This is a genomic window from Erythrobacter sp. CCH5-A1, assembly GCF_001557115.1.
Classification (GTDB): Bacteria; Pseudomonadota; Alphaproteobacteria; order Sphingomonadales; family Sphingomonadaceae; genus Erythrobacter.
Genome location: NZ_LSKQ01000231.1, coordinates 88,603 through 103,458 on the forward strand (window position 1 = coordinate 88,603; position 14,856 = coordinate 103,458).

General features: G+C 65.7%; 6 protein-coding genes. 5 read left to right on the forward strand and 1 reads right to left on the reverse strand.

Going from position 1 to position 14,856, the window contains the following annotated elements; genetic code table 11:
• Positions 1 to 314 precede the first annotated feature (314 nt).
• The gene (locus AX708_RS14285; protein WP_066525918.1) at positions 315 to 3,236 is read left to right on the forward strand and encodes a TonB-dependent siderophore receptor; all 2,922 of its coding nucleotides are present in this window, start codon (positions 315 to 317) and stop codon (positions 3,234 to 3,236) included.
• Between the two features lie 381 nt (positions 3,237 to 3,617).
• Positions 3,618 to 6,791: a TonB-dependent receptor domain-containing protein gene (locus AX708_RS14290; RefSeq protein WP_197425887.1), complete on the forward strand. Its 3,174-nt coding sequence runs from the start codon at positions 3,618 to 3,620 to the stop codon at positions 6,789 to 6,791.
• Between the two features lie 100 nt (positions 6,792 to 6,891).
• Here AX708_RS14290 and clpB read toward each other — a convergent pair whose 3' ends face one another.
• On the reverse strand, positions 6,892 to 9,468 hold the full coding sequence (gene clpB / locus AX708_RS14295) for an ATP-dependent chaperone ClpB (RefSeq protein WP_066525916.1): 2,577 nt from the start codon (positions 9,466 to 9,468) through the stop codon (positions 6,892 to 6,894).
• A gap of 180 nt (positions 9,469 to 9,648) precedes the next feature.
• On the opposite strand from clpB, the gene AX708_RS14300 reads away from it, so the two are divergent.
• From AX708_RS14300 to AX708_RS21390, 3 genes are read left to right on the forward strand one after another with little or no spacing between them, the layout of a single operon-like run.
• On the forward strand, positions 9,649 to 11,895 hold the full coding sequence (locus tag AX708_RS14300) for an acylase (RefSeq protein ID WP_197425886.1): 2,247 nt from the start codon (positions 9,649 to 9,651) through the stop codon (positions 11,893 to 11,895).
• Positions 11,896 to 11,944: 49 nt separating this feature from the next.
• Positions 11,945 to 13,642 carry a M16 family metallopeptidase gene (locus AX708_RS21385; RefSeq protein WP_369815633.1) on the forward strand — a complete coding sequence of 566 codons (1,698 nt, stop codon included), beginning with the start codon at positions 11,945 to 11,947 and terminating at the stop codon, positions 13,640 to 13,642.
• Positions 13,539 to 14,816, forward strand: a complete 1,278-nt coding sequence (locus tag AX708_RS21390; RefSeq protein ID WP_369815634.1) for a M16 family metallopeptidase — start codon at positions 13,539 to 13,541, stop codon at positions 14,814 to 14,816. The genes AX708_RS21385 and AX708_RS21390 overlap by 104 nt, the downstream gene beginning before the upstream one ends.
• Positions 14,817 to 14,856 lie beyond the last annotated feature (40 nt).

A 14,856-nucleotide genomic window follows, 5' to 3' on the forward strand; every position in this document is an offset into this window, starting at 1 on the left:
ATTGCTCCCGGGGGCGCGCAAGTCCGGCCAGCCCCGCCCCCCCGAACAGCGCAAAGGGCACCGGATCGCGACCTTTCTAACCTGTTATATTTTGATATATTAAAGATGTTGCAGATATATCACCGTCCGGAACATTTCTTCATCCAATCAACAGCATGTTCTTCACACCCGCCGCCCCTTCGGCGAGTCACGGGCCATGGAGCGCGCGTCATTCCGCCGCTCCAACCCATGTCCGGGACGACAAGCCGGAAGGTGCCGCACCGGCACCGCCCGGCCCCCTCGCCCCGACCCGTGACCAAGCAGAGGAAGAGAACATGAGAAAGCTTGCCGCCTACAAATTCGGTGCCGCCAGCCTTGCGCTGGGCATCGCGTTGGCAGCATCGCCCGCAGTGGCGCAGGACGAAGACGTCACCACCGACGCGGCCGCCGAACAACCCGCGCAGGCCATCGTCGTCACCGGCTCGCGCATCGCGCGGCCCGAGGTCGATTCGGCGGTTCCGGTCGTCTCGATCGGCGCAGACACCATCCAGACCGACGGTGCGCAGAACATCTCGGACATCCTGAACGAGCTTCCGCAGGTCGGCATCGGCTCGACCCGCACCAACACCAACTTCCTGACCTCGGGCACCGGCATCGCCACCGTCAACCTGCGCGGCCTCGGCAATTCGCGCACCCTGACGCTGGTCAACGGCCGCCGCTTCATCAGCGGCTTTGCCGGCGATTCGGCGGTCGACCTCAACAACATCCCGACCGACCTGATCGAGCGGGTCGAGGTCGTGACGGGCGGTTCCTCGGCCGTTTACGGGTCCGACGCGGTCGCGGGCGTGGTCAACTTCATCCTGAAGGACAAGTTCGAAGGCCTGTCCGTTCGCGCCCAGGCCTCGATCACCGGCGAAGGCGACAACCCGCGCGAGTTCGTGAGCGTCACCGGCGGCACCACCTTCGGTGCCGATGACCGCGGCAACATCATCGCCAACTTCTCTTACGACCGTGACGGCGGCCTGCGTTCGCGCGACCGGGCGATTTCGGCCGAGGATTGCAACGGCCTCATCTGCGGCCCCGCCGCCTATTCGTCCTTCGCGCCGCAGGGCCAGTACCAGCTGCGCGGCGCCACTGGCGAAGTCCAGTCGGTTCTCCCCGGCGGGACGGCGACCTTCTCGTTCAACCCCGACAACTCGCTGGCGCTGATCCCCGGCCTCGGCGCGGTGGGCTTCGGCTACAACCGCAACGGCGATCGCTTCATCTCCACGCCCGTCGAGCGCTACCTCGGCACCGTGATCGCCAACTACGACATCACCGACAATGTCGAGGCCTTCGTCGAGGGGACCTGGGCCCGCGTGACCTCGAACTCGCGGCTCGAGGCTTTCGCGCTCGACATCACCAACGACATCTACTTCCGCGATATCGATCCCTTCGGCATCCCGATCACCAACCCGTTCATCCCGACCGAGGTTGCCCAGGCGATTGCCGCAGCCAACTCCGATGCCGACCCGACCAACGACGTCGACTCGATCTCGGGCCGTCGCCGCCAGAACGATGTGTTCGACCGCAGCAACACGGTCGAGCGTCAGACCTGGCGTGTCGCCGCGGGTCTGCGCGGCGATATCGACCGGTTCAAATGGGAAGCCAGCTTCGTCTATGGCCACCTCAATGATTTCAACGCCTCGCAGGACATCGACAATAACCGCTATCGCAACGCGCTGAACGCGGTCCGTGTCGGTCCGGGCAACGTCCTTGGCGTCGATATCGTGTGCTCCGATGCGGCGGCCCGTGCCGAGGGGTGCATTCCGTTGAACCTGTTCGGCTTCGACACCGCCGATCCGCGCGCGGCTGCCTATGTGCAGGCCGTGGTCCCCAAGTCGGAAGAGATCACCAATGAGCAATATGTCGTCAACGCCTCGATCTCCGGCTCGCTCTTCACCCTGCCGGCCGGCGATGTCGGCGTTGCGCTGGGCGCGGAATACCGGCGCGAGACGACCTTCGACGACCTCGACATCCTGACCAACACCGGCGGGAACTCGGGCAACCTCATTCCCGACCTTCAGGGGGAATACGACGTCTGGGAAGTGTTCGGCGAACTCAACGTTCCGCTGCTGTCCGAACGGCCGTTCTTCGATTACCTCGGCCTGATCGGCGCGGCGCGCTATTCCGACTACTCGACCATCGGCACCACCTTCAGCTGGAACGCCGGTCTGGAATGGGCGCCCATCCCCGACCTTCGTTTCCGCGGTGTCTACGCTGTGGCCAACCGCGCGCCGAACCTCTCGGAACTGTTCAGCGCCCCGAGCGAAACCTTCGCGGCGGTGACCGATCCGTGCGACGGCACCACTGCGACCAATGACCTCGGCGGGCTCGGCGGCGAATGTCGCGCCATCCCGGGCGTGGCAGCGGCCATCGCGGCCGACGGGACCTTCGATTACACCCTCGCGGATCTGCAGGGCATCAATGGCTTCGTCGGCGGCAACCAGAACCTGCAGGAAGAAACCGCCAAGACCTACACGATCGGCGCGGTGTTCACGCCGACCTTCGTGCGCGGCCTCACGCTGACGGTGGATTACTACAACATCGAGATCGACGATGCGATCGCGACGCTGGGGCGGAACAACTCGATCCAGCGCTGCCTCGAAACCGGTCTCGCGGTGTTCTGCGACAACGTGATCCGCAACGCACAGACGGGCTTCATCGAAACCGTCAACGGCCAGCTCATCAACGTCGCGTCCTTTGCCAGCAGCGGGATCGACGTCGGGGTGCGGTACAGCACCGAGGTCGGCCTTGTGGCGGACGACCGGTTCCAGCTTGCGGGCAACTACACCTACCTGATCGAGACCTCGACGCAGACCGACCCCACCGAAGACCCCGTCGATTCGGCGGGCACCTTCGGCCGGACCTTCTCGACCCACTCGTTCAGCCTGCGGGGAACCTATGCCTTCAGCAGCGTCCGCTTCAGCTGGCAGACCAACTTCCTGAGCGGGGGTCCCTACGTCCGGGATTTCGTCAACGCCAACCCGGATGTCGTGGCGCTCAACGACATCCCCGACTACGCTACGCATGACGCCCAGCTGAGCTTCGACCTCGCTGACGAATTCACGTTCTACTTCAACGTGGACAACGTCTTCGACAAGAAGCCCTACTACCTGCCGGGAGCCCAGTTCGGCACGCCGACCGGTCTCGAAACGGCTGCCGACTTTGACGTGATCGGCCGCCGCTTCACCGCCGGCGCGCGGGTCCGGTTCTGACGGTCACGCGGCTGCGAAGCAACCAGGGGAGGGGGCAGAGCTTGGCTCTGCCCCCCTTTTTGTGCCCGGGCCGCAGCGGCCCTCGAAGATGGCTATCGGAGCGCTGGCGGGCGCGGATTTCCGTCCCTTTTGCAAGCCCGGCGGACACCCTCCAGAGCACTTCGCTGCGCCCGAAATGGCCCCCGCGCAATGAATGGAAAGGTCACCTACCCCCGTAGGTTCGCCTGTTGCAAAGTTGCAACGACACGCAACGGAATTGTAGCATGATTGCAATCTATGTGCGGTGTCTGTTGCGACTCCGCGTCAAAGCGGATTAGCAGGCGATCAGGAACAGGCTCGGCGTCGTCTGCCGGTGCGTCTGACCACTTACCAAGGGGCTCAATGATGAGAAAGATTACCAAGAACGGGCGCCGGTTCGGCATGCTCTCCAGCGTGGGGATTGCCGCACTGATCGTCGCAGCACCCGCCGTGGCGCAGGACTCCACGGACGAGAGGGACGAAGAGGCCACTGTCACCACCACCGAGCAGGACAAGCTCGAAGAACAGGGCATCACGGTGACCGGCTCGCGTATTCGCCTGCCGAACCTGACCGCCAACGAGCCGACCAACACGATCGACACGGCCTACATCGAGAACCGCAACTTCATCAACGTTGCCGACGCTCTGAACGACCTTCCGCAGATTCGCGGCTCGGTGACGCCCGACGGCGGCCAGAGCTCGTTTGGCCAGGGCGTGAACTTCATCAACAACTTCGGCCTCGGCACCAACCGCACCCTGACCCTCGTCAACGGTCGCCGTATCGTGTCGTCGAACACCCCGTCGCTGTTCGGCCCGGCCGCGCCCGGCCTGCAGGTCGACCTCAACATCATCCCGACCGCCCTCGTGAAGCGCATCGACATCGCTTCGACCGCGGGCGCGCCGGTCTATGGTTCGGACGCGATTGCCGGTACCGTCAACATCATCCTCGATGACGAGTACGAAGGCCTCAACCTGATCTCGACCGGCAGCATCACCGAAGAAGGCGATGGCTTCAGCTACCGCTTCGAAGGCGTCTACGGCACCAGCTTCGCCGACAACCGCGGCCACCTGCAGGTTTCCTCGTTCTACACCCAGACCGACGGCATTCTGCAGAGCGCGCGCTCGGTGTACCTCGACGAAATCGAGACCCAGCAGAACACCATCACCACCGGCCGCATCAACCCGAACCTCGCGATCAACACCGGCCCGACTGACGGCATTCCGGATACGGCGCTGTTCTCGCCCTCGCGCATCTTCGCGCTGACCCCTCTCGGCCTCATCATCAACGTTCCCGGCGGCGTGACGACTGCCGGCACGGACCTCGACGGCATCTTCAACAATTTTGCTGGCGCATTCCAGTTCGATGCCGGTGGCAATCTGATTCCGTTCAACCCCGGCACGCGTCCGCTCAACACCCCTGCCCCGGGCACCGGTGCAATCACCGCCAACGGTATTCGCGGCATCAACGGCGACCGCGCGTTCCAGTTCTCTGACTTCGGTCAGCTGACGTCGGATCTGCGCCGCTTCGGGGCGAACGTTTTCCTGAACTACGACGTCACCGACAACATCAACGTCTTCGTCGAAGCGCAGTATTATGATGCGCGCGCCGACGAACTGGTCCAGCAGCCGACCTTCAACTCGACCCTGTTCGGGGGCCTGAGCGGCGCACTGACCTTCGACATCAACAACCCGTTCCTGAGCGCTCAGGCGCGCACGACCCTTCAGAACGCCTTCATCCGCGGCGGCGAGCCCAACCGCACGACCTTCACCGTCGCGCGCGCCAACATCGGCCTGGCCGACCTCACCGGCTTTGCCGAAACCGAACTGCTGCGCGGCGTGATCGGCGCCCGCGGTGATTTCGAGCTCGGTGGCCGTGCGTTCAACTGGGAAGCCTCGTTCAACTACGGCAACTCGGACATCACCGACTTCCGTCAGGACATCAACGCCCAGAACTTCATCAACGCGGTCAACGTTACGCGGAATGCTTCGGGTCAAATCGTCTGCACGACCACGCCGACGACCTTCGCCCAGACACCTAACGCTGCTCAGGGCATCCCGGCACCGATCGCCGACAGCCGCTGCGTGCCGCTGAACTTCTTCGGCAATCAGGCGAGCCCCGAAGCGATCGCCTACATCCTCGAGAACTCGGTCTCGACCTCGACGCTCGAACAGATCGTTTTCAACGCCAACGTCGGCGGTTCGCCCTTCGCGATCTTCGGCAATGATGTCGGTGTGAACGTCGGTTACGAATATCGTCAGGAACAGGGCCAGTTCACGCCTTCGGAATTCGACCTGCGCGGTCGTGGCCGCGGCGCGCCGATCACTCCGGTTGGTGGTGAATTCACCCTCAACGAAGTGTTCGGCGAAGTGAACGTGCCGCTGATCACCCCGGAGAACGATTTCATCATTGAATCCGCGATCGTCTATGGCCGTGGTCGCTATGTCGACAACACCATCAACGGCGGGTTCTTCTCCTGGGCCGCTGGCGGCAGCATCGCTCCGGTGCGCGACATCGAACTGCGCGGGAACTTCACCCGCTCGTTCCGTGCGCCCGCTCTGACCGAGCTGTTCGCCCCGCGTTCGAACCAGTTCGGCTTCATCCCCGACCTGTGCTTGCCGCAGGCCATCAGCGCGGCGAATGCGACAGTGCGTCCGAATCGCGAGCGCAACTGTGCCGCGTTCCTGGCAGCCTTCCCGAACATCTCGCGTCCGCAGATCGCGGCGCAGGCTTCGATACCGCAGATCACTGGCGGTAACCCGAACCTCGAGAACGAGCAGGCTGACAGCTGGAGCGTCGGCGGGATCCTGCGTCCGTGGTTCCTGCCCAACTTCTCGCTGACCGTCGACTACATCAACATCGACATCAGCAACCCGATTGCCCAGCTGACCTCGGCGCAGATCAACTCGGCATGCTTCGACAACCCGGTGTTCAACACCGCCGACCCGGCGAACGGCAACCAGTTCTGCTCGCTGATCCGTCGTGAAGCCAACGGCGAAGTCGTCAGCAACCCGACCAACCCGGGCGTGACCACCGGCTTCGTCAACGGCCAGTCGATCAAGTACGAAGGCATCGTCGCTTCGGCGCTCTATGCCACCAAGCTTGACGCCATCGGTGTGCCCGGCACGCTGCAGCTGCGCGGTGACCTCAACGTCACGCTGTTCCGCGTGGTCGACATCACCGGCGTCGGCCCGCAGCCCACGCACGGCACGATCGGTGACGAGCAGTTCGTCGGCCAGCTGGCTGCCAACTACCTCGACAAGAACTGGGGCTTCGGCTCGGTGATCAACTACACCGGCGAAGGCCTGTTCTCGCGCGTTGGCCGTACTCCGGACACGCGTGAATTCGACCAGCTCGAAGATTACGTGACGGTCGACTTCAACCTGTACTTCGAGACCAACAACAACTTCCGCATCAACTTCGTGGTCAACAACGCGTTCGATCGCCGCTGCCAGGCCTACTTCGGCTTCTGCATCCCGGCCTCGATCAACGATGCCTTCGGCCGCACCTTCTCGGCGAGCGTGTCGAAGAAGTTCTGATCCGATCGGAAACGACAACGAAAAGGCCCCGGGAAACCGGGGCCTTTTTTTGTTCGGGCGCGATGCCCGCGAAGCAGGGTCGACGGGGAGGCGGCGACGGTCAGGCGACCGCCATGGTCAGCGCCCCGTCGCCCTCGTCGATCTTCAAGGTGCTGCCATCGGGCAGCCGCCCTGCGAGCAGCATCTCGGCGAGCGGGTCCTGCAGATAGCGCTGCACGGCTCGCTTCAGCGGCCGCGCGCCGTAGACCGGATCATAACCGACCCGCCCGAGCCAGCGCAGCGCGGCATCGGTGAGGTCGATGGTGATCTTGCGATCGGCCAGCAGCTTCTGGACGCGCTTGACCTGGATATCGACGATCGGCGCCATGTGTTCCTGCCCCAGCCGGTGGAACAGGATGATCTCGTCGAGACGGTTCAGGAACTCCGGCCGGAAATGCCCGCGCACCACGTCCATGACGTCCTTCTCCACGCTGGCGGTCTCGGCGCCGTCGGGCAGGTTGGCGAGATACTGGCTGCCGAGGTTGCTGGTGAGGATGATGAGCGTGTTGGCAAAGTCCACCACCCGGCCCTGCCCGTCGGTCAGGCGCCCGTCATCGAGCACCTGGAGCAGCACATTGAAGACGTCGGAATGCGCCTTCTCGACCTCGTCGAACAGCACCACTTGATAGGGGCGGCGACGCACGGCCTCGGTCAGCACCCCGCCCTCCTCGTAGCCGACATAGCCCGGAGGCGCGCCGATCAGGCGGGCGACGGCGTGCTTCTCCATGAATTCGCTCATGTCGATGCGCACCATCGCGCTGTCGTCGTCGAACAGGAAACCCGCGAGCGCCTTGGTAAGCTCGGTCTTGCCGACGCCCGTGGGGCCGAGGAACAGGAAACTGCCGAGCGGCCGCCCCGGGTCCTGCAAACCGGCACGCGCGCGGCGCACCGCCTTGGACACGGCCTCGATCGCCTGCGATTGCCCGATCACGCGCTTGCCGAGGATGCTCTCCATCGCCAGCAGCTTCTCGCGCTCGCCCGCCATCATCTTGTCGACCGGAACCCCGGTCCAGCGGCTGACGACCCCGGCGATATCCTCCTCGGTCACCTCCTCGCGCAGCATCGCGTTGGCGGCCTGGCCTTGCGCTTCGGCAAGCTGCTTTTCGAGCGCGGGAATGGTGCCGTAGGACAGCTCCCCCGCCTTGGCGAGATCGCCCTCGCGCTGCGCCTGTTCGAGCTGCGCCCGCGCGGCATCGAGCTGTTCCTTGATCTTGCCTTCCGCCTCGATCTTGTCGCGCTCGTTCTGCCAGCGGGTGGTGAGTTCGGCCGACTGCTGCTCGAGGTTCGCGAGCTCCTCGCGCAAGGCAACGAGGCGGTCCTTCGAATTGGCGTCGGTCTCCTTGCTGAGCGCGCTTTCCTCGATCTTCAGCTGGATGATCCGCCGGTCGAGCGCCTCGATCTCCTCGGGCTTGCTCTCCACCTCCATGCGGATGCGGCTCGCCGCCTCGTCCATCAGGTCGATCGCCTTGTCGGGGAGGAAGCGGTTCTGGATGTAGCGGTCGGACAGCTTCGCCGCGGCGACAATCGCGCCGTCGGTGATGCGCACGCCGTGGTGCAGCTCGTACTTGTCCTTGATGCCGCGCAGGATTGAGATCGTGTCCTCGACGCTCGGTTCGGCGATGAACACCGGTTGGAAACGCCGCTGGAGCGCGGGGTCCTTCTCGACGTATTTTTGATATTCGTCGAGCGTGGTCGCGCCGATGCAGTGCAATTCGCCGCGCGACAGGGCGGGCTTCAAGAGGTTCGATGCATCCATCGACCCCTCGCTCGCGCCCGCACCGATCAGCGTGTGCATCTCGTCGATGAACAGGATGATCTGGCCCTCAGCGTGCTTGACCTCGTCGAGCACGGACTTGAGCCGTTCCTCGAATTCGCCGCGATACTTCGCGCCCGCGATGAGCGCGCCCATGTCGAGGCTCATGAGGGTGCGGCCCTTGAGGCTGTCGGGCACGTCGCCATTGGCGATGCGCAGCGCGAGGCCCTCGGCAATCGCGGTCTTGCCGGTGCCGGGCTCGCCGATCAGCGCGGGGTTGTTCTTGGTGCGCCGCGCGAGGATCTGGATGGTGCGGCGGATTTCCTCGTCGCGGCCGATGACGGGGTCGAGCTTGCCGTCACGCGCGGCCTTGGTGAGGTCGCGGGCGAATTTCTGCATCGCGTCATAGGTGTTCTCCGCCCCGGCGCTGTCGGCCTTCTTCCCGCCGCGCAGCTGTTCGATGGCGGTGTTGAGTGCCTGCGGGGTGACGCCCGCCGCCTTCAGCGCCTCGCCCGCCGCGCCCGGCGCGAGCGCCAGCGCGGTCAGCATCCGCTCGACCGTGACGTAGCTGTCCCCGGCCTTGTCGGCGAGCTGTTCGGCGCTGTCGAGCAGGCGCACCGCGTCATTGTCGAGCCCCGGCGTCGCCTGCGCGCCGCCGCCCGTCACCGCCGGGATCTTGGAAAGCCCCGCATCCACCGCAGTCGCCGCCAGCGGCGCCTGCCCGCCCGCGCGCTGGATCAGCCCGGCGGCCATGCCCTCGCTGTCTTCGAGCAAGGCCTTGGCGATGTGCAGCGGGGTGATGCGCTGGTGGTTGAGGCGGATCGCGACGGTCTGCGCGGCTTGCAGAAAGCCCTTCGCGCGGTCGGTGAATTTCTCGAGATTCATGGTGGTCCAAACCCTCCAAATGTACCGCCAGCAGATAGTGTTGCACAATGGCAACACAAGCCCCCGCCCACAAAAAGCCGCGCGGGAGGTGTATTACTCGGATAGGTGGGTTCATTCCGTCCGCAAGGCAAGAGGGCGTGTCGCTGCTTGACCGATGCCCTTGCCCAAGCGATGGAAGACATGCGCGATTTGGGAGAGAAATCCGTCATGACCTGGGTGAAGCGCGGCGGCTTTGCGCTGCTGGTTCTGTTCGTGCTCGCCTTCGCGGTGCTGGCCACGTGGGAGCCGGTGATGATGGCGAGCGCGGCGCCTCCGGCTTCGGGGCGCACCTACTCGGCCGAGATCATCCGCGACGAATGGGGCGTGCCCCACATCACCGGCAAGACCGATGCCGACACCGCATACGGCGTCGCCATCGCCCATGCCGAGGATGATTTCTTCACGCTGCAGGACGTGGTCGCCATGAGCCGCGGTCGCTACGGCGCGATCGCGGGCGAGGAGGGCGCGCAGGTGGATTACGTCTACCACCTGATCGACGCGCGCGGCACGGCGGAGCGGGAGTATCCCAAGCTCCCCGCAGATACCCGCGCGTTGTTCGAGGCCTATGCGGCGGGCCTCAACCAATATGCCGTGGAGCATGCCGAAGAGATCAAGCTCGCCAATCTCTTCCCCATCGCCGGGATCGACGTGGCGGCGGGCTTCGCGCTGCGCCAGCCGTTCTTCTTCGGGCTCGACGGCGTGATCGGCCCGCTGGTGGCGGGCGAGGACCTGCGCCGCGAGCATGGCCCCGACATCCCCGGCTTCCCCCGCCCTCCGCTGGATGCCGCAGCGCCCGCACCCGCGGCCGCGCCCAAGCAGGCGCGCAGCCTGGTCCTGCCGCTCGGCGAAGATGCCGAGCACCTCGGCTCCAACGCCTTCGCGGTCGCGCCCGGGAAGGGCGGCGGCACCACGACACTGATCTCCAACTCGCACCAGCCCCTGCGCGGCGGCGTGGCGTGGTACGAACTCGTCGTCGAAAGCGGCGAGGGCTGGCACTTTGCCGGGGCGAATTTCCCCGGATCGCCCTTCCCCTTCCTCGGGCACAACGAGCATCTGGGGTGGACCAACACGGTCAACACCCCCGACATGATCGACGTCTACCAGCTCGAACTCGACGAGGGCGGCACGCGCTACAAGCTCGATGGCCAGTGGCGCGATCTGGAGAGCGAATGGGTGACCCTGCCGGTCAGGATGGGCCCCGTCGTGCTGCCGATCCGCAAGGAAGTGCTGCGCTCGGTCCACGGCCCGGTGATCCGCAACGCCAAGGGCGCCTTCGCGGTGCGCTATGGCGGGATCGGACAGTTGCAGCAGCTCGATGCCTATTACCGCCTCAACAAGGCCAAGACCTTCGCCGAGTGGGAAGGCCAGCTGTCGCGTCTCGCGATCCCCTCGACCAACTTCATCTATGCCGACGAGACGGGAACGATCGGCTATTTCTACAACGCCGCGATCCCCAACCGGCCCGCAAATGTGAAAGCGGACTGGCGCAGCATTCTGCCCGGCAACCGCTCGGACCTGATCTGGCAGGGCGCGGTGCCGTTCAGCGCCATTCCGAAGGTCGTCAACCCGGCGAGCGGGTGGGTCTACAATTCGAACAACACGCCCTTCACGGCCGCTGGCGACGGGAGCGATCTCGATCCCGAGGCCTTCTCGCCGCTGCTGGGCATCGAGCTGAAGCAGACCAACCGCTCGCGCCGCGCCTACAAGCTGCTGAGCGAGGCGGGCGTGCTCGACCGCGCGACGCTGGAGCGCATCAAGTATGACACCGGCTACGAGCAGGACGGCTATGTCGCCCGCCTGTTCGAAGCGCTCGAGGCGATGCCCGCCGAGGGCGAGCTCGCCAAGGCGCGTGACCTGCTGCTGTCGTGGGATTTGACCTCGGACGGCAAGGGCGCCGCCGATGCCATCGCGATGCTGATCATCCGCGACTTCATGGCGGCCGATTACAACAACAAGCCCTTCCCCGACGTGGCCGAAAAGCTCAAGGCGGCGGCCGATCACCTGACGAAACACTTCGGCCGGCTTGACCCGCCGCTGGGCGATCTGGTGCGGCTGCGGCAAGGCAAGGTCGACCTGCCCGTCGACGGCGGCTCGGACACCCTGCGCGCGGCGACCACCTGGGATGTGGCGGACGACGGGCGGCTCTCCCTCAAGCACGGCGACAGCTTCATCATGTGGGTGGAATGGCAGCCGGGTCAGAAGGTTAGCTCGCGCTCGGTGCAGCCCTTCGGGGCGGCATCGACGCGGCCGCAAAGCCCGCATTACACCGACCAGATGAAGCTGTTCGTCGAACACCGGCTGAAGCCGGTCCACTTCTGGCGCGATGATCTGCTGGCGACAGCCAGCACCCGGCGCCACACCATCAAGACCGTCACCAATGCGCGATGACCTTGCGCCCCTGCCTTATCCCTCGTCACGCCTACCGGAGCCTTCGTCCATGACCCACCGTTTTGCCACCGCCAGCCTCTCGGCGCTCGCGCTTGCGCTTGCCGTGCCGTTTTCGCCCGTGCTCGCCGAAAGCGCGGCCCCTGCTGCGGCGAGTGCAGCGGCACCGGCCGCCGCTCCTGCAGGCCCGCAGCCGGTCGCCGACCTGCCCTCGCTGGTGAAGCAGGTTGCCATCCCCTACGAGCAGTTCCAGCTCGAAAACGGCCTCACCGTGCTGGTGCACGAGGACCGCAAGGCGCCGATCGTCAACGTGACGGTGTGGTACAATGTCGGCTCGAAGGACGAGCCCAAGGGCAAGACCGGCTTTGCCCACCTGTTCGAACACCTGATGTTCAACGGTTCGGAAAACGCGCCCGAGGATTACTTCCAGTACCTCGCCGAAATCGGCGCGACCGACGAGAACGGGACCACCTGGTTCGACCGCACCAACTACTTCCAGACCGTTCCCCGCCCCGCTCTGGAGCGTGCGCTGTGGCTCGAGAGCGACCGCATGGGCTACCTGCTCGGCGCGATCACGCAGGGCAAGCTCGATAACCAGCGCGGCGTGGTGCAGAACGAGAAGCGCGAGGGCGACAACCAGCCCGGCGGCCTCGTTTACTACGAGGTGCTCAAGACCCTCTTCCCCGATGGCCACCCCTACCAGCACGAGGCGATCGGTTCGATGGCGGACCTCGATTCGGCCTCGATGGAGGATGTGAAGAACTGGTTCCGCAGCAAGTACGGCCCCAACAACGCAACGCTGGTGATCGCGGGCGACATCTCGGCTGCCGAGGCGAGGCCGCTGGTCGAGAAGTATTTCGGTGCCATCCCGCGCGGCCCCGTCAACACGCCTGCCGCCGCCGACGTGCCCACCCTTGCCGCGCCCGTGCGCCTCAACATGAAGGACCAGGTCGCCGCCACCAGCGTCACCCGCTACTGGGCGGTCGAGGGGATCACCGGCAAGGACCGCATCGCGCTCGACGTCGGCGCCGCGATCCTCGGCGGGCTGGCCTCGAGCCGGCTCGACAACGTGCTGGTGCGCGATGAGCAGCTGGCGGTGAACGTCTCGGCCAGCAACGGCACCTTCCAGCGCATCGGCATCCTCGAAGTCGAAGCGACCGCCAAGCCCGGCGTGGACGTCGCCGCGCTCGAAGCGCGCATGGAAGCGGTGGTCAGCCGCCTGATCGCCGAAGGCCCGACCGAGGACGAAGTGCGCCGCGCGGTGACCAGCAGCATGGCGCGCACGATCCGCGGGCTCGAACAGGTCGGCGGCTTCTCCGGCAAGGCCCAGAGCCTCGCCGAAGGCCGCGTGCTGGCGGGCGATCCCGCCTTCTACAAGACCGAACTGGCAAGTCTCGCCGCGATCACACCGGCTGACGTCAAGGCGGCGATGGGCCGCTGGATGACCCGCCCGGCGCTGACCGTGGTACTCGAACCTGGCCCGCGCGATGCGGGCCGCCTCGGTCGCGGCAGCGGGCGAGAACGCCTCGGCCCGCGACCGTTCGGCGGAGACCATCACCGTCTCGGTCGAACGGCCCAAGCCGCCGGTCACCTCGGTCGCCGAGCTCGATTTCCCGACCGTCGAGCGCGCGACGCTCAAGAACGGCATGAAGGTCACCTATGCCCGCCGCACCGCGGTGCCGGCGACCTATGTGGCGATGAGCTTCAACGCCGGCGATGCCGCCGATCCGGCCGGCAAGCGCGGCCTTGAAAACCTCACCATGGCGCTGTTCGACGAAGGCACCGCCAAGCTGAGCGCCCAACAGATCGCCGAGGCGGGCGAGCGGCTGGGCGCCAATGTCTCGGTCGGCGGGGGCGATGACCGTTCGACCTTCACGCTCTCCGCGCTGACCGCCAATCTCGCGCCGAGCCTTGAACTGATGCGCCAGATCATGCGGGAGCCTGCCTTCAACCCGGCCGATCTCGAACGTGTGCGCAACCAGAGCCTCACCGGCCTGCGCCAGCAGATGAAGTCGCCCCAGGGCATCGCCCAGCGCACCATCACGCCCGAGCTGTTCGGGGCCGAAAGCCCCTATGGCCGGGTGCCGACCATCGCCAGCATCTCCGGCATAACCCGCGATGATCTTATCGCCTTCAAGGACAGCTGGATCCGCCCCGACAATGGCGAGGTCTTCGTCATTTCGGACAAGCCGCTGGCGGAAGTCGTCACCGCACTCAACGCAGCCTTCGGCGACTGGAAGGCGCCGGCGGCCGTCAAGGGCACCAAGAACTTCGCGGCCAACCGCGTGGGCGAGAGCAGCCGTATCATCCTCGTCAACCGGCCCAATTCGCCGCAGAGCGTGATCCTCGGCGCGCAGATCACCCCGCTAAACCCGGGCGATGCCGCCTTCGTCAACTTCAGCAGCGCCAACAACGCGCTGGGCGGCACCTTCCTCGCGCGGCTCAACATGAACCTGCGCGAGACCAAGGGCTGGAGCTACGGCGTGTTCGGCGGCCCGCAGCCGCGCGAAAAGGCGGTGGTCTACGGCGTCTCGGGCGGGGTGCAGGCCGACCGCACCGGCGATTCGCTGGCCGAAATGATCCGCGAGACCAAGGAGTTCCTGACCGAGAAGGGCGTGACCGACGCCGAGCTCGCGCGCAGCACCTCGGCCGATATCGGCGCGCTTCCCGGCTCGTTCGAAACCTCGCTGGCGGTGCTGGGCGCGCTCCAGACCAACGCGCTCTTCGGCCGCCCCGACGACTATCAGGAAAAGCTCGCAGGGATCTACCGGACGCAGACCACGGCCAGCCTCGATGCCGCCGCGCGCGCGGCGATCAACCCTGAGAAGTTCGTGTGGGTCGTGGTCGGCGATGCGGCCAAGGTCCGCGCGCAGCTCGAACCGCTCGGCCTGCCGATCGAGCAGCGCGAGGCTGAAGGGGAATAAGCGGAAAGACACCGGCGCGCTTCGGCCCGATTGCGGTTGA